Origin of the sequence: Arthrobacter sp. AL12 (assembly GCF_029960645.1) — a bacterium.
Lineage (GTDB): Bacteria > Actinomycetota > Actinomycetes > Actinomycetales > Micrococcaceae > Arthrobacter.
This window is the reverse complement of the sequence record NZ_JASBQY010000018.1, coordinates 40872-57859: the sequence shown is the minus strand read 5'-3', so window position 1 is coordinate 57859 and position 16988 is coordinate 40872. Positions and strand designations below refer to the sequence as shown.

Below are 16988 nucleotides of genomic sequence, written 5' to 3'. Positions count from 1 at the left end.
CAATCAGGCTGCATTAGCGGCCGCCCAGGCGGGGCGCGATTTCGCTCCAATGTGAAGAGAAGGCCTCCGGAACCGGACCGGTCCATGCGGAGCGGGCATCCCGCGCGGGCTCTCTTTTGAAACGTACTTTGGTAGATACGTTGTTTCAAAGAATCACGCGTTGGCCGCCTCACGTCCGGGAGCAACACGCCGGAGAGCAAGGCCGTTACACCAGGCTAATGGGCACTACCCGCACCTGACCGACCATACACAGAACGCCCCGCTGCCGGTGTGGGAGCGGGGCGTTCAGTATCGTCTGTCTCTAGGCTCCCGTCACCGACTCAGGTGCGGCTTTTGCCTCAAGTGCCTCGGCAGCGGTACGTCGCTTCAACAGCAGCGTGAAGTACATCGCTGCACCGGCACCAATCAGACCGATCACCGCGGTCACCACGAAGTAGACGTTGTTTGCGCCCCCGACGTTGTCGCCGAAGTTCGTGTAGATCGCGCTGCTGATCTGCGGGAGGAAGATGTCAGGCAAGTAGCCGAAGAAGGAGATGATCCCGATCGCAATACCCGTCACCGCCACCGGAACACGGCACTCATCGAGAATGGACCAGTACACACCGCGAATCACGTACATCACCAGGCCGGCTGCCACAATCAGCACGTATATGAGACCAATCGGTGAACCGCCCGGCAGCACCGCGAGCGTTATCAGTAGTACCGCAGTGAGCGTCATCGAAATTGCCAGCACCCTTGATCGACCGAACTTGTCGGCGAGGAATCCGCCGCCGAAGCCGCCGATCGGTCGCATCCACAACACGATCACTGTTACGACGCCCGCGCTCACCTGTGACACGCCGTGGTTTACGTTCAAAAACCCCGAGAAGTAGTAGTGACCCCAGAACAGCGTGTACCCGCAGAAGAGGATGACGATCATCACCCACACCTCGCGAATCCTCAAGATCCGCACAATCGCGGCAAATGTCGACTTGACATCTCCCTTGCTCTGCTCGTCCGCCTTAATCTCCTTATCATGGCCACTTGGCATGAGGAAGAACAACCCTACGGCGATCACGATGATCGCAATGCAGTACATGTAGACGACCGCCTGAAAGCCGGCGCGCGTTGCCGCCCCGTCGGCCTCACCCGGACCGGCAGCAAACGCGAAGACCGCGACTGCGGCACTTGCCAGGATCGCTTCTACCAGGCCGCGCCCGCCGTCGAGCGCGCCGAAATAGCGGCCTTCTTCTTTCGCATCTGCGAGTAAATTCACTGTCTTCAGAATCGCGCTCCAGAACGTGAAGACCGTCGCGAAACCCCAGATGAGGTAGATGTACACCAACGATGACTTGTCAGGTACCTGTGCGTACCACAGGCCTGCGCCGGCCGTCAGCAGCAACGAGAAGATGATGAGGAATTTGACCGGGAACCGGTCGGCCAACCATCCACTAGGTAGATACCCGATGACGAAAATGATGCCGATCATCGTATACAGGTTGGCCAGCTCCGACTGGTTCATGTCGAATGCGATGAGGATGGTCTTTTCGAAGTTCTGGCGCAAATAGACCAGCGGATAGATTGATCCTGCGGCGAGGATCAGAAGGACTAGCTCGAAAATCTTCCTTGATTGGGCGAGCTTGGGCATGTCGTCATACTCCTATTGTTCGGACAGAATGTTGTAAGTGCGTTCGAGGATGGCGTCGGTCTCCGCAGAGATATCCGAATAAACCGCGCCGAGCTTGCGGTATAGCTGCGCGCGGGCCGCGTCGGGCGTGAACCCGTCAGCTTCGTGCACCATTCGTGAGGTGGCCTCATCGATGTCGCGGTAGATGCCGCACGCTACGGCTACACAAATCGCCGCCCCCAACCCCGCCGCGTTGCGCACCTCGTTGCGCACAACGGGCAGATCGAACATATCGGCGAAGATTTGCATCCCCACATCGCTGTTCGATCCACCACCGGAGATGACGAGCTTTTCGAGCCGGATGCCGAGCTCGGTTTCCATGTCCGCCACGTTCTGTTTCATCCGGAACGAAATACCCTCCAGAATCGCGCGGTACATATGCGCGTACCCGTGGCGCTCGTCGAAGCCGATGAACATGCCCTTTTTGTGCGGTTGCGTAGGCGAGGCCAGCCAGTCGAGCACGCACATAAGGCCGTCGCACCCGGCCGGAACGTGAGCGGCAAGCGCGTTTAGATGCTGCTCAGGGGTCACCCCCGCGTCCGACGCTGCCTGCGCGATCTCGGTGCCGACGAGGTTGCGCAACCACGTCACGGTCCACATCCCCCGCCGGATGCCGGCACTTTCGTAGATGTAGCGCTTCGGTTCTGACGCGAAGTTTGTGAAATAGCTCCGAGGCTCCGCCACGAAGTCTTCTCCGACGACCATGCCAGCGATATATGTGCCGAGCGAAATCAGCCCGATGCTCTCGTCGCGCAGCCCCGCACCGAGCGCCTCGGTGGCCTTATCGTTTGCGGTGTGCACGACAGGAAGGCCAGCCGGGATGCCGGTCTCTGCGGCGAACGCGTCTGTCACGTACCCGCCGATCTCCCCCGGCATCTGCAATTTGTAGAGCATGTCGAGCGGCACGTTGAATGAATCGAATGTCTCCTGGTTGGCGAACCAGTCCCATGTGTTCACATCCATCGGCCACGGACCGATGTAGTTCGCCGCGGTGTCAGTGCGGCTGCCGGTTAGCCGTCCCATCAGATAGCCCGACGTGGTCGTCACGTACGCGACTTCATCGTTCGTGTGCTCATAGGGGCGTGACAGACGATGATCCATCCAGCTCTGCACCGGCTCCGCGAGCGTGCCGTCTGCACGCACCAAAGCGCGGCAGCATCGAATCGTGCACAACCCTACCCCGACGATGTCGGCTACGTTGCCGGTGAAAGCGGCGAGTGTCCGGCGCGCAGCAGCGACGATCGTGTCATACAGGTCGTCGTCGGGGTGTTCGGCCGTGCCGGGCTTGGGAGTGTGCATCGGCGCCAACGCTTCAGACGCCTCGCATACGATCCGCCCCTCCGTGTCGAAAATGACGACCTTCGAGCTCTGCGAGCCCCCGTCGATACCCACGATGTACTTCGTTGTCATCTGTTAGTCGCAATCTTCCGGCGCTCAGCGCACCAGGTATCCACCGTCAACGCTCAAAATATGACCGTTGACGTAGTCCGAGGCGCGGCTGGCCAAAAATGCCGTCGCACCCATAAGGTCCTGAGTCTGCCCCCAACGCCCCGCTGGCACGTGATCCATGACTCGCTGGTTCGCCTCGGGGTTTGCCCGCGTCTCAGTTGTAAGGGCGGTTGCGTAATAGCCAGGCGCGATCCCATTAACTTGGATGCCGAACGGAGCCAGTTCGTCGCAGTATGCCTTTGTCAGCCCGGCAATACCGTGCTTGGTTGCCGCATATGCCGGCGACCACTGACCGCCGAGGAATGAGAAAACCGAGCAGATGTTGATGATCTTGCCGCTGCGCTGAGGCACCATGTGCTGCGCCACCTCGTGCGACATCTCGAACGCCGCGGTGAGGTTAAGGGCAACCATCGGGTCCCACTGCGCGCGCGTAAACTTCAGCACGTCGGGTTCGTTGATGCCCCGGCCAGCGCAGTTGATGAGTATGTCGACGCTGCCGAACTCTTCGACGCACGCGTCCACCACGCGCTTTGGGTTTCCCTCGGCCGTGATGTCGGAGCGCAGGTAGGAGTACCGGGCCCCCGCGGCCTCCACGAGTGCGCCCGTGGCCCCGTCATCGGGCATGATGCTGGCCGCAAGCACGTTCGCGCCCATCTTCGCCAGCGCCAGGCTGAACGCCTGGCCCAGCCCGGTGTTGCCGCCGGTGACGATCGCGTTCTTCCCCTCAAGGGAGAAAAAGTCCGCGCCAAAGTCGGCGATATTCATGTCGTTCATGAGTGCCTGTCAATTAGGAGGAGTAGGGAGTGGCCGTGACGGAGAGCGGTCGGGAACGGCGGGGTTGCCTCGCCGTACCCGTGCAGTCCCGCTACTTCTCGAGCGGGAAAATCGTCCCGCGGTTCATAATTCCGTTGGGGTCGAACGCCGACTTCAACGTCTCGAGCATGTACAGCGACGAACCGTACTCTTCCGCGAGGAAGTGAGTACGGTGCTTGCCGACGCCGTGGTGGTGACACATCGATCCGCCGAGCTTGAGCGTTTCTTCGACGATGATGTTCTGAATCGGGTCGTGATAGGTCGTGCGCTCATCGGTGGGGTCGACGTCGATCTTGTAGTAGTACACAAAGTACATGTTCGTGCCGTTGAGGTAACTGTGACTGGAGTGCCCACCCAGCATCGTGAACTGCGCAGGGATCTCCGCACGGATGCGGGTAAGCGCGTTTTCGTAGATATCGCCGATCACGCTCCAGTTGCCCGAGATCTCGGTCGTGAACCCGTTGACGAGCGTCTCGCGGATCTCGATCCGCTCTTCCTCGAGCTTGGACACGTCCCAATTGAGGTGGTTGAACCAATCCTCGATCAGCGCTCCATCCACCCGCTCAACTCCATCGAACGAGGCGACGATCTCTTCGATCGCTGTGCCGGTTGCCTGGGCGATGCGCTCGGGGCCTTCGGCCACAAAAATCAGCACGCACCGGCCATCGGAGAAGTGCTTGAAGTGGTACAGACCATCTTCTTTGTCATACAGACGAGCGACCGACGGGCGGTAGCCCTGCGTAACAACCTCTCGAAGGATCTGCAGACCGGTCTTGATGTCGTTAAGCAGGTACCCGTAAAACTTGTTGTTCTCCGGGTAGTACCGGAAAATCTTGACGGTCACCTCGGTGATGTAAGTCAGTGCACCTTCATTGCCGATAACGATGTGTCGGATGTCGGGCCCGGCCGCGCGGCGCGGCACGTTCTTGATGCGGCAAATCTCGCCGTTTGGGAAGACCGTCTCGAGGCCCACGACCATGTCTTCGATGCCGCCGTAAAGGGTCGAGAACTGACCGATCGAGCGGGTCGCGACGAGTCCGCCAAACTGGGCCAGCGGCTTGGACTGCGGCGAGTGCCCGGTTGTATATCCGATCTCCCGCAGCTCCTTCTCGAGCTGCTCCAGGCCGACGCCGCACTGCACGGTGGCGAGCATGTCTTCAATATTGATATCGATGATTTTGTTCATCGTGGAGCCGTCGACCACGACCGAGTTCTCAATGACAGTCTCAAGACCGCCCTCGGTGGCGCTACCGCCGGTCTTCGGAACGACGTTGATGAGGTGCTCATTCGCGAACGAGAGGATCTTTGCGACATCTTCCGTGCTCGCCGGCTTCAAGACCGCGGCAGGCAGGGGGAGCGAGTAGACGCCAAAGATGTTCTCGACCTTGTAGTAACGGTCGACGCTATTCTCTTTCAGCACCTGCTCGTCAGTGATGACGCGGTCAGAGCCGAGCATCTCCGTGTAGGCGGCGACGATTTCTTCGCGTGTGAGCTGGTCAGTAAGGGTGACAGACAAGGAGTCGGGTTCCTTTTCGTAGGGAGGTCCGGCGGAGCCGGCCTCGTAGGGAGAAGAGACAAAAAAGAACAGCAACCTCCTGAGGAAAAGGAGGTTGCTGTTCTCTAGGTTTTAGCAACCATTCCGAGTGATACGGAATGTGTATGAAGTTTCGCTAAACGCTAGCACACGTCACGAGACCCGTCTAGCGATCCGCGTTGAATCATAGGAAACCTCCCGTATCCGCATTCGCTTCCTCAGTAGATCTTCGCGTAGCGGCGAGTTTTCGGGCCGGCCGGCGGGTGGCCCTTTCATGGAGCTAACAATGGGCCTGCGGTAAATGGTGACGAAGAAGAAAGCACTCGCCTGCACCAGCGCCGCTCGTGCAGGGAAATCGCGGTTTCCTGAGCGAGCTGGTCGAGCGGGCCAGCTGGCATGGCGACTACGACAGCGCCGCGCCATTGGCCTCATCGGCGAGCTCTCCGGGCTCGGATGCACCGTCATGACGGAACCTCCATCACCTTGGTTTCACATCAGGTGACAGCGAACGTTTGTCGCTTCCGCCGAATCACATCTGCCACACGTCGCGGTTCGACGACGCGATGGCCATCGCACCGGCGCCCAGCGCGCTGATGACGTCCTGTTTGTCGCACACCAAACCTCCCGCGATGAGCGGCAGATCTGTGTCTTCGCGCACCCACGAGATGACGCGCGGCATGCAGCCCGGCAGTATCTCGATGGCGTCGGCACCAGAGATTGCGACTTGCTTCGGGACATTGTTATAGCTGAACGAGTCTACAAGGAAGAGCCGGTGGATGGCGAGGAGTCCCACTGCCTTCGCGCGCTTGACCATCAGAGACTTCGAGCTGAGCACGCCATCGGCCTGCGTGTGCTGCGTCAAGAAATCGATGACGACAGGCTTGGTCGAGAACCCGTCGACCAGGTCGACGTCGACGAACACGATGCGCCCGTCATCCTTCAAAGTCTTTACAATTTCGGCAATGGTCAGCACCGAACCGAACAGCACGAACACGACGGGGCAATGCGTGCGCAACACCGCCCGTAACCCGTCTTCGTCTTTGATGCTCGCGATCACCGGATGCAGCAGCAGAATTTTCTCGATCGGGTGGACGTTTTTGTCCAGCGTGCCTTTGTCCGCGCGCGCATTAGTCACCGATGGCCTCTCTCCGGGTTGTGGAGTTATTATAGCGTGCAAACGCGCTGGAGGCAGAGGTCGCCGGGGAATATGCCGGGACGCTCCTCGCCTCATGGTCGTCACACGTCGATCGATCAAATGGCTCCTCCAAGAGGAGTGAGACCTGGCTCCGCGACTCCTTGGCATTGGGCCGCGACCGAGACATCGCCCCCCGGGCAGGCGCCGCGATGTCGAGGGCTTAGCACGGACAAGCCCAGGAAGCTGCCGGTAAGGGCGGCACGAGCAGGTTAAACGGGGCTGCCCGCGAATGGGACGCAGAGGCGATGCAGTCAGTGCCGGTGTCCTCGTTTTTGGAGCCTGACTCTGGGTCGTCGCCGCACTGCTCGTCCAGCATGCGTTGACGCCGGCGGAGGCAGAGATCGTCCGGGGCTGATCAAGGGTAACGTGGCCAGCTCACACCGCCCAAAACAGCGAGGACAGCGAGGACAGCGACGCCGGATACCCAAAAGCCGGATGCGGCGATGGCGGGAAAAATGATGGCTGCGGCGGCGGGCCAACCTTTGGGAAGGCGATGGCAGCAAAGCCCCCCGGTTCCTGCTAATCGCCCTCGAGGCCGACCCCGGCTACCACCTGCCCAGGCTCAGCGACCAAATGATCTGCTCCGGATCAATTGCCATGTCATGCCGTCTCCCCGCATTCCTGCATGAACAGGCATCAGAACGAAAACTCCGGACCGGCCGCTACCCCAGGTCGATCTAAAGAATAATCAGCACGTCATGTTGTACGCGGCCCTTGCCATCATGAAGTAGTGAACGCGAAAACCCAACGGAAGGACGAAGGAGGATGAACACCCAGAAGAGATCCCGCAGGGCGGTACCCGGTCCGCCGTAGTCAGCCGCTCCCCCACACAAACAAACAGGCCTGTCCGGGACCCCCCACACCCGGAACAACAGATCAGAGGCGAGAGTGTGGACACTGTCCACACGAAAAAACACCAGGAAAGGCCCTGCTGACCTGCGGAAACACCGTGCCCGAGGTGGGACTCGAACCGGACTCCAGCCCTTGAATTTCCGCCGCTCCCCCGCAAACCTCCTCAATCCGGCCCAGTCCGGCACCAGTACGACCCGGTCCGAAGCCCAGGGTGTGCACATTGTGCACACCCTCTTTCTCGCCCACCGCGGCGCCCCCAATTGGGCTGCTGAACGGCTGCCCGGGCGGGGGCGATTTCGCTGCGAAATGAACAGTAGGCCTCCGGAATCGGACCGGCGCCGAATAGGCACCGCGCTACGGGAACGGTCCTCCTGCTGAAATCGACGAACATCATGGTGACGGCTCCCTCCTCCGACCGTCTCATGGAGACGCGGACAGCGACCTGCATGACCAACCGACGGGTCGGCCTCAATGAAGTGATCACGGACCACCAACGGCGCAGCGGAGACGACCCCGGCATCCGACTTTTCGCCCGCCAAGTGGTGCTCGACTAGCTGGGCAGCAGTTAACTGATAGAGCACGCTATTCCCGCTTGCGCTCTGCGTATCTCATCAGATCTGAGCCGCTCGTCAGTTTCCTTTTGCGTAGAAGCTGCGGAGAACGGCCTCGAAAATCGGCCGCAGCTGCTTTCGGATCAACAGCACTTTCGGCTGCTCTAAGGAAGCACGATAGGTTCGGGCAGCGCCGTGTCTTTGGCGCCACTTTGCATCGTTCGGCCGAGCCCTCAAGGCCGCTCGAGCCAACGGGCCATTTGGCAGACCCAGCTCGGGAGAATTGGTCGGTCACCACTGAACTGTGGACTATGGCTTGTGACTCTGATCATGCTTTGGTTCGCTCACCGGCCCGCTGCGGGTTCCTTATCCCTAGGGCGGACACCGCTGCACCGGCGATGAAGAGAGCCGCCGTAACGGCCGCCGTGCCGTGCAGTCCGGCAGTAGTGATCGCCGGGCCCGTGATGAGCCCGGCGAACGCGATAGTCACCAGACCTGCAATGCGAGCGACCGCGTTGTTCACGGCCGATCCGATACCTGCCTCTCCTGGGTCTACCGCCCCGAGGATGGCCGAGGTCAACGGTGCAACGGTAACGGCCAAACCGATCCCGAAGACCACGATCCCCGGGAAGACCTGGGCGAAGTAATCCAGCGGAAGGCCCACGCCCAGCAGCATCAGGAAGCCCGCCGCGCACACCAGCGGTCCCACGATCATGAACCAACGCGGACCGAAGCGGCCGGAGAGGGCCCCGACTCGTGCAGAGATTGCAAGCAGGATCAGGGTGGGGGGCAGTAGAGCTATGCCGGCCGCGGTGGCACCGAGGCCGGCGACCTGCTGCAGGAAGAGCCCCAGGACGAAGAAACCGAGGTTCAGCGCCCCGTAGATCAGCACTGTGGCGGTATTGCCCCAGCCAAAATTGCGGATGGTGAAGAGCCGCAGCGGCATCATCGGCGCCGGGATGCGCCCTTCGTGGAACAGAAACGCGGCAAGGCAGACAATGCCAAGGCCCAGGGGCAACCAAACCTGCGGGGAGCTCCAGCCGGAGGTGCCGCTCTCGATGAAGGCATAGACGACACCGCCGAGCCCGAAGACCGCCAGGACGGTTCCGTTGACGTCAATGGCACTGCCGGGCGGGCGCCCAAGGTCTTGTTCACGCAACCGGCGCAGAGCCGGCCACAGCGCAACTGCTGGGATGATGTTGAGGAAGAAGATCATCCGCCATGTGAATACGTCCACGGAAACCCCTCCGAGCAGGGGCGCCGCGACGATGGCTCCGGAGGTCCAGGCGGACCACTTGCCGATCGCAGCTGATTGCGCCCGGCCGCTGAAAACAGTCACGATCAGGGCCAGCGAGCTGGGCACCAGCAGCGCACCTGCAACGCCTTGCAGGCCCCGGGCCACGATGAGCGACTCGCCGTTCCAGGCAAGCCCGCAGAGCACCGAGGTGACGGTGAACCCGGCAAGACCCCACTGCAGGACCCGCACCCGGCCGAACTGGTCCGAAAGTGACCCGGCCACGAGGATCAGTGCGCCCAGCGCCAGTAGGTAGGCATCCACCACCCATTGCTGGAGCACCAGGCCGCCGCCGAGTTCCCTGCTGATGGCCGGAAGCGCAAGGTTAACCACAGAGCCGTCCAGGAAGGCGATGAAGGACGCGACGATCGCCACGTAGAGCACGCGATTCTCAAGGCTGGACCTGGATAGGGCGGGGGTGCCGGACATGGCTGCCGCCTTCCTCATTGCCCGTATGACGCCGGGTGCCGCTTTTGAAATGAGCCTAGCACCGGCCACAGGAGGTGGGTTGAGCAGCTCCCGTAGCGTTGAAAGATAGTGACAAGGCTTACGCGTCGAGGACGGTGGAATCGTGGGCTTACAGCTTCCCCTTAACCTTGCCTTCCAGGCTTCCGACCAGCGGCTGGCGTCGTTTCGCTGAGTCCCACGCCGGCCGCCGGCCCGGCTTCCCGGTCCTGGCAACGGTGGAACTGACGTCGTCGCCCCTCCCGTAGATGCCAAAAAGGCGGTGAAGAGCCTTCAGCGAGAGGGCAAGGACGGGACTTGCCGCCCTTGCCCTCCGACTTCGCAGGGTGAGAGTTGAATGCTTGTCGCTAGCGACCGGTGTTCGGTCGGCTAGGCCGCGGCGTCTCCCGGGACCACGGTGACACGGCCCCCGGGGTCAACATCCACTCCGAATCCGGCGGCGGAGGCCCTGAGGCCATCGATGCGCAGGGCGCCGAATGGCGTCGGGCTGGTGGCTGTGCTCGTGGGCAGCACCCCGGATCCCTGGGGGGTCAGGTTTAGAGTGGCGAGCATCATTGGGATGACGGATGCCGCTGCCCAGGCCTGGGGACGGCATGAGGCCGGGTACGGCAGCGGACCGCCCTGGTCCGGGGTATCGCCGGAGAACAGCTCGGGAAGACGGAAATTGAAGGCTTCCGCGGCGTCCAGCAGCGCCGCGGCGACCTGCGCGGCTTCGCCTGTGTGACCGGCTTTGGCCATGCCCTGCAGGATCACGGCGGTGTCGTGGGACCAGACGGACCCGGCGTGGTAGCGCAGCGGCCAGTAGCCGGCGTTTCCCGTATCCAGGGTGCGGATGCCGAAGCCGGAGAACATGCTCGGGTGCATCAGGCGCTGCACCACTACCGCGGTCTCCTCCGCGTTGAGGATGCCGGTGCCCAGCAGATGGCCCATGTTGCTGGCCACCCCGTCGACGGCGCACTTGTCAGCGTCCAGGGCGATGGCCGGGTAGGGGCCGAGCCGGTCGGAGCACCAGAAGGACGCACGGAACTTTCCGGCCAGGTCCTCGGCATAGTCCCGCCACGCGGCCGCGCCGGGCCGGTCAAAGGCATCGAGGATGTCAGCAGCATTGACGGCAGCTTCATAGGCATAGCCCTGGACCTCTGCCAGGGCGATGGGTCCGGTGGCGAGGGAGCCGTCGTTCCAGCGGATGGAGTCGCCCGAGTCCTTCCAGCCCTGGTTGGCCAGGCCGTGACCGGTTTCGTCGATATATTCCAGGAATCCGTCACCGTCAGCGTCGGCCCAGTCTCTCAGCCACACCAGGGCGCGGTCCAGATTCCCCAGCAGCGCCTCGACTTCCGCGTCGGGCATGCCCCACTTCCAGGCGTCATGGAGCAGGGAAACCCAGAGCAGGGTCGCGTCAACAGTGCCGAAGTAGATGGGCGGCAGGGCCAGCCCTGCATGGTCGCTGCCCTCGGGAAAGCGAAGTTCACCACGGCGCACCTCGTGGAGGATTTTGCCCGGCTGCTCGGCTGTCTCGGCGACGCTCCGCGTTCCCTGCCGGGCGGCGAGGGTCCGCAGGGTTCCCGCGGCCAGTTCGGGATCAACGGGCAGCAGCATTCGGGCCGCTATGAGTGAGTCACGGCCGAACAGGGTGAAGAACCAGGGCGCGCCGGCGGCCAGGAAAGTGTCGTCGGGGGTTTGGGCGGTGGCCATGCGCAGGCCGCCGAGATCGGCCATGGCCCGCTGAACCAGAGCCGTCAGCCGCCGGTCGCCGGCATGGACGCTCAGCCCCGCGGGGGCGGCGCGCCGGGCTGCGATCACGGGAGCTTCGCTGTCCGCGGCGCAGACAGACCAGCCCGCCGTCGCTGTGCCGTGGGCAGCGACCGTGAGCTCCCAGCGCAGCCGGAGCCTGTGGCCATCCGTGGCGATGGTGGCGCCGGGCGCAGTGAGCGACGACGTGACTCCCCCGGCGGCGGCGTGCCAAACATTTTCGCGTTCCACGGGCTGGACCGGGTGGGCTGCTGCGCCGGACTTCACCGTCTCCATCGGTGAGAAGTCTGTTCCGAGCACCATCTCGACGACAGCAACCGTGTCCCGGGAAAGGTCGGAGCTGAGCTGAATGACTTCAGAGACATTTTCGGTAGTCACGGTGCGCGTTCTGGTGAGCCGGACCAGCGGGTCGCTTCCTTCGCCGCCGACCGTCCGGACCAGGGCCTGGAATGATGCCGTGCCGCCTTCGGCCAGACTGCTTCCGACCATTTCGGGCTCTTCCCCGCTCACCAGCAGGATGGCCTCGTCGATCACACGGGTGTCTGCGCAGTAGATCCCTTGGGCCCCGCCGGGCCGAATTTGCCCTTCGTGGCCGCTCCACGCCTGCATAGGTGCGGCGAGCAGAACGTTCAGGTCGTGCAGAAACGGCTGGCGTTGGGTCATGAAGTTCCTCCTGTGAGGCGGTGAAGGCCTCGAAGCAGTGTGAATTTGGGGGGGTTTGCCGCGGCTAGTTGACAGTGACCTAGGCCACAATCCATGATGAGGCTATCTCTTTTGATCGTTCAAATACAGTTGTATCCTAAATTTGAACGATCCAAAACACCATCGCAGCTGACACACCCGGAGGAACAATGACGTCGAGGCCCACCCTGGCCAGTCTGGCTGAGCAGCTGGGACTGTCCCGGCAGACAGTCTCGAATGCCATTAACGCCCCCGAGCGCGTCAAGCCGGAAACGCTGCGCCGGGTCAATGACACGATCGCCGCCACGGGCTACCGGCCCAACGCCGCGGCCCGGCAATTGCGCACCCGCAGGTCCCGGAACCTGGGCTTCCGCCTCATGCCCGTGGAGGACGGCATCAACGGTGCAATTCTGGACAGGTTCCTGCACTCGCTGACCGAGAACCTCCAGGAGCACGGATACCGGGTGACCTTGTTTGCCGCACGCGACGACGAAGCGGAAATCCGGTCCTACGACGAGCTCCTGGAAACGTCCGACCTGGACGGTTTCGTTCTGGCGGGCACCCACCATGGCGATGCGCGCAGTGACTGGCTGCTGGCCAGAAGCGTACCCTTCGTGACCTTCGGCCGCCCATGGAACGTCTCCGGCGATGACAAGGACTGCGCCCACTCCTGGGTGGACGTCGACGGCCGCGCCGGCACCGCGGAGGCCACAAACTACCTGCTGGGCCGGGGCCACCGCCGGATCGGATTCCTCGGGTGGCCGGCGGGCTCGGGCGTGGGTGACGACCGTCGGGCAGGGTGGGCATCCGCCCTCGACGAAGCCCTGACCCCCGCGGACTTGGATGCTTTGTCAGTCGGTGTCCCCGACGGTACCCGGCAAGGGGCCGAAGGGGCACGGCTGCTCCTCGAGCGCGGGGCCACCGCCGTCGTCTGCGCCAGTGACTCGCTCGCCCTTGGCGCGTCCGAACAGTTCCGGGCCGCGACACCGGGAAACCCGGCTGCAGTCATCGGCTTCGATGACACACCCGTAGCCGCCGCGATGGGGCTCAGCAGCGTCGCCCAGCCCGTGGAGCAGGCCGCCAAAGAAATCGTCGACATCATGCGCCACGTCCTCGACGGCGCACCGGACGAACAAGTCCCCGTCACGCACCGGCTGCTCAAGCCCCGGCTGGTCCTGCGCGACGGCGGCGGACCGCTCGCCAGCCCGCTCTCTTCCTGACCCTCCCGGCCCAACCACACCAACGTACCGACAATCCATGCTGTGCTGCGCGTCCAACGATGGGCGCGTCCTAAATGAAACGGAGATTGACCCATGGCAAGAACCCGAACACTCAAAATGATCACAGGCGCCGCGGCCGTCGTCGGCGCACTGGCCCTCAGTGCCTGCGGCTCAGGATTTAGCAGCCCGGCCACCAGCGGATCGGCCGACGCGGCCGGCTCCGGGCCGATCAGCGTCCTGATCGGCAGCTCCGGCGAGGCCGAGACGACTGCGGTCAAGTCCGCTGTCGCCGACTGGTCCAAAACCTCCGGTACCGAGGCCTCCGTGGCTGTGGCCTCCGATATGGTGCAGCAGCTCAGCCAGGGCTTCGCCTCCGGCAAACCGGCCGACGTCTTCTACGTCTCCACCGACCAGTTTTCAGGCTTCGCAGCCAACGGGTCGCTCGAGCCCTACGGCGACTCCCTGGCAAACAAGGATGACTTCTACCCGGGGCTGGCCAAGGCATTCAACTACGACGGCAAGCTCTACTGCGCCCCCAAGGATTTCTCGACCCTCTCCCTGGTGATCAACACGGACAAGTGGGCGGCGGCCGGGCTCACCGACGCCGACGTCCCCACCGATTGGGACGGCCTGGCATCAGCGGCCAAGAAACTTACCGATGGTCCGACAACCGGGCTCGCCTTCAGCCCGGAAATCGCCCGGATCGGAGCCTTCTTCCCGCAGGCCGGCGGCTCCTTTGTCAGTGAAGACGGAAAAACGGCCACCCTTAACAGCCCCGAAAACGTCGAAGCCCTGGGCTTCGTGAAGTCCCTGCTCACCGACGGAACCGCTAAGTACTCCTCCGACCTCGGCGCGGGCTGGGGCGGCGAGGCCTTCGGCAAGGGACTCTCCGCGATGACCATCGAAGGGAACTGGATCGGCGGCGCGTTGTCCAAGGACTTCCCGGACGTGAAGTACCGCACCGTGGAGCTCCCCGCCGGGCCACAGGGCAAGGGGACCCTGCAGTTCACCAACTGCTGGGGCATCGCCGCGGACAGCAAGAACAAGCCCGCCGCGAAGAAGCTGGTGGAACAACTGACCAGCACGCAGAGCCAGATCGGTTTCGCCAAAGCCTTCGGCGTCATGCCGTCCGTCCAGTCCGCAGCGGCGGAGTTCAAGTCCGAATTCCCCGCCCAGGCCGCATCTCTGGCGGGCGCCGAATACGCACAGACCCTGCCCTCACAGCCGGGAGCAGCCGACGTCATCAAAGACCTGAACGCCAAGCTCGCCACGCTCAAGACTTCCGATCCGAAAACCATTCTGGACGCCGTCCAGACTGAAATGACCGCGGTCCTGGCCAAATGACCACCGCCTTACAACTGCTCATCCGGCGGCGTTCAGGCATCCATGGACGCCAAAACGCCACCGGGTGGCTATTCATCGCCCCCGTGGTGATCATCCTCGGGCTGTTCCTCGCGCTGCCGGTAGCCATGGCCGCCTGGGTCAGCGTCTCCGACTGGACCGGCCGCGGTAGCCCCTTCTCGGCAGCCACCAACTTCGTCGGCACTGAAAACTACAGCGCCATCCTCTCCGGAGGAGGCCTGGCCGAGCGGGACTTCGGCACCGCCCTTCGGAACAACTTCTACTACGTCATCCTCACCGTCCCGCTGCAGACAGCACTGTCTCTGCTGCTGGCAGTGCTGGTGAACCGGCGCATCCTGAAGGGCCGCGGCTTCTTCCGCACAGCGTTCTACTTCCCGTCAGTGACCAGTTCGGTGGCCATCACCGTGCTGTGGCTGTTCCTCTTTAGCGCCAGCGGCGTCGTCAACAAGCTCCTGGCCCTCGTCGGCGTCGCCGGGCCCAACTGGTTCCAGGACCCCAACGGCGTGCTGCACCTGATTGCCGGCAGCCTCGGCGTCACCACGCCGCCGGCAACCCTGGCCAGCAACACGCTGCTCGGCGTGAGCTGGTGGGAATGGCTGTCCGGACCGTCGGTGGCGATGTCCGCCTTTATCCTGATGGCTGTCTTTACCACCTCGGGCACCTTCATGCTGCTCTTCATCGCAGCCCTGCAGAACCTCCGGGGAGAACTCGAGGAAGCAGCCATGCTCGACGGCGCCAGCGGCTGGCAGCGCTTCTGGTACGTCACCCTGCCCATGCTGCGGCCCACCCTCTTCACCGTCATCACCCTGGGCCTGATCGGCACCTGGCAAGTATTCGACCAGATCTACACCGGAACACAGGGCGGTCCCGCCAAGACCACGCTGACTCCCGCCTACCTGTCGTTCAGCACAGCTTTCAACAACCAGCAATGGGGGCAAGGAGCCGCCATCGGTTTCCTGCTGTTCGCCATCATCATCTTCTTCGCCATCATCCAACGGCTGATCCTGCGCGAACGCACCACTGTCCCGCGCCGCAAGCGGTTCAACCCGCCGCCGCCCAAGGGAGGAACCAAATGACCATATCCCCCATCAGCCCGCCCCTCATGGATGCCGAAATCCCGGCCTCTCCGCCGCGGACCTCTACGCAGCGGCCGGCACCCCCAGGGGCCCGGGCGCGGAAACCGGCAACCTGGGGCTGGGTGGTCTACGTAGTCCTGATCATGCTGGCGATCGCCTACATCTTTCCCTTCCTGGTCAACATCGCGACGTCGTTCAAGACCGAACCCGATGCCGCCGCCGATCCACTGTCCCTCGTGCCGGCGACGTGGACCGCCGCGGCCTATGAGCGGCTGTTCCTGAACTCGGACTTCCCGGTCTGGTTCAAGAACTCGATCGTCGTCACGGTCTTCGTCACTGCCGGACGCGTGTTCTTTGACCTGCTCGCCGGCTATGCCCTGGCGCGCCTGCGTTTCCGCGGACGGTCCGCGGTCTTCGCGGCGCTCATCGCCGTAATGGCTGTCCCCGGCGTCGTTCTCCTGATCCCCAAGTTCCTCGTCATTAACCAGCTCGGAATCTACGACTCCTACTTCGGCATGATCATCCCGCTGCTGGCCGATGCCGCCGGCGTTTTCATCATGAAGAACTTCTTCGAGTCAATCCCCGTCAGCGTGGAGGAACAAGCCAAGGTCGACGGCGCCGGGACCTTCCGTACGTTCTGGTCCATCGTTCTGCCCATGTCCGTTCCCGCGGTCATGACGATCGTCATCCTGTCCTTCCAGGGATCCTGGAATGAACTCAGCCACTTCATCGTCTCCACCCAGGACCCGGCACTGACCACCCTGACCAAGGGCGTCGCCCAGCTCTCCTCCGGCCAACTCAGCGCCGGAACGCAGTACCCGCTCAAGCTCGCCGCCGCAGCGATCATGACCATCCCCGTCGCCATCGTCTTCTTCATCTTCCAGAAACGGATCATGAACGCCACAGCCGGAGCAGTCAAGGAGTAGCAGGAGGCCAGGTTCGCCCCGCTTCGCCCGGCCAAGGCGCGGGGCGCCGGTTTGGCGGGCAGCTGGCGCAAGCCCACCTCATAGAAAGGGTCTGGTGATCACGTGCAGCCTCTGCCAACCGAACAAAAACGAACCCGCCCAACAAACCGAATTGC

11 protein-coding genes are annotated in these 16988 nt (G+C 63.0%); 4 read left to right on the top strand and 7 right to left on the bottom strand.

Translation table 11 applies throughout. The features are described from left to right. Positions 1 to 301: 301 nt before the first annotated feature. From QK291_RS16350 to QK291_RS16320, 7 genes are all read right to left on the bottom strand, one after another. Positions 302 to 1627 carry an MFS transporter gene (locus tag QK291_RS16350; RefSeq protein WP_282383747.1) on the bottom strand — a complete coding sequence of 442 codons (1326 nt, stop codon included), beginning with the start codon at positions 1625 to 1627 and terminating at the stop codon, positions 302 to 304. Between the two features lie 12 nt (positions 1628 to 1639). Further along, entirely contained in the window at positions 1640 to 3076 is a 1437-nt protein-coding gene (locus QK291_RS16345; RefSeq protein WP_282383746.1) for an FGGY-family carbohydrate kinase, read from the bottom strand. 24 nt (positions 3077 to 3100) lie between these two features. After that, a complete protein-coding gene (locus tag QK291_RS16340; RefSeq protein ID WP_282383745.1) occupies positions 3101 to 3889 on the bottom strand; it encodes an SDR family NAD(P)-dependent oxidoreductase in 789 nt (262 codons plus the stop codon). Positions 3890 to 3980: 91 nt separating this feature from the next. Further along, complete coding sequence (locus tag QK291_RS16335; protein ID WP_282383744.1) at positions 3981 to 5444, bottom strand: FAD-binding oxidoreductase; 1464 nt, start codon at positions 5442 to 5444, stop codon at positions 3981 to 3983. Positions 5445 to 5991: 547 nt separating this feature from the next. Beyond that, the gene (locus tag QK291_RS16330; protein WP_282383743.1) at positions 5992 to 6597 is read right to left on the bottom strand and encodes a glycerol-3-phosphate responsive antiterminator; all 606 of its coding nucleotides are present in this window, start codon (positions 6595 to 6597) and stop codon (positions 5992 to 5994) included. A gap of 1791 nt (positions 6598 to 8388) precedes the next feature. Continuing rightward, on the bottom strand, positions 8389 to 9783 hold the full coding sequence (locus tag QK291_RS16325) for an MFS transporter (RefSeq protein ID WP_282383742.1): 1395 nt from the start codon (positions 9781 to 9783) through the stop codon (positions 8389 to 8391). A 405-nt stretch (positions 9784 to 10188) separates the two neighbouring features. Further along, a complete protein-coding gene (locus tag QK291_RS16320; protein ID WP_282383740.1) occupies positions 10189 to 12231 on the bottom strand; it encodes a glycogen debranching N-terminal domain-containing protein in 2043 nt (680 codons plus the stop codon). Positions 12232 to 12419: 188 nt separating this feature from the next. Between QK291_RS16320 and QK291_RS16315 the strand changes: the two genes are divergently transcribed. The 4 genes from QK291_RS16315 to QK291_RS16300 all read left to right on the top strand — a co-directional run bounded on the left by QK291_RS16315 (position 12420) and on the right by QK291_RS16300 (position 16833). Then, positions 12420 to 13469, top strand: a complete 1050-nt coding sequence (locus tag QK291_RS16315; RefSeq protein WP_282383739.1) for a LacI family DNA-binding transcriptional regulator — start codon at positions 12420 to 12422, stop codon at positions 13467 to 13469. Between the two features lie 93 nt (positions 13470 to 13562). Then, positions 13563 to 14813, top strand: a complete 1251-nt coding sequence (locus tag QK291_RS16310; protein WP_282383738.1) for an extracellular solute-binding protein — start codon at positions 13563 to 13565, stop codon at positions 14811 to 14813. Further along, positions 14810 to 15907 (top strand): sugar ABC transporter permease, encoded by a 1098-nt coding sequence (locus QK291_RS16305; RefSeq protein WP_282383737.1) that lies wholly within the window; start codon positions 14810 to 14812, stop codon positions 15905 to 15907. Before QK291_RS16310 ends, QK291_RS16305 begins: the two co-directional genes overlap by 4 nt. Positions 15908 to 16050: 143 nt before the next feature. Continuing rightward, positions 16051 to 16833 (top strand): carbohydrate ABC transporter permease, encoded by a 783-nt coding sequence (locus tag QK291_RS16300; RefSeq protein ID WP_282383784.1) that lies wholly within the window; start codon positions 16051 to 16053, stop codon positions 16831 to 16833. Positions 16834 to 16988 lie beyond the last annotated feature (155 nt).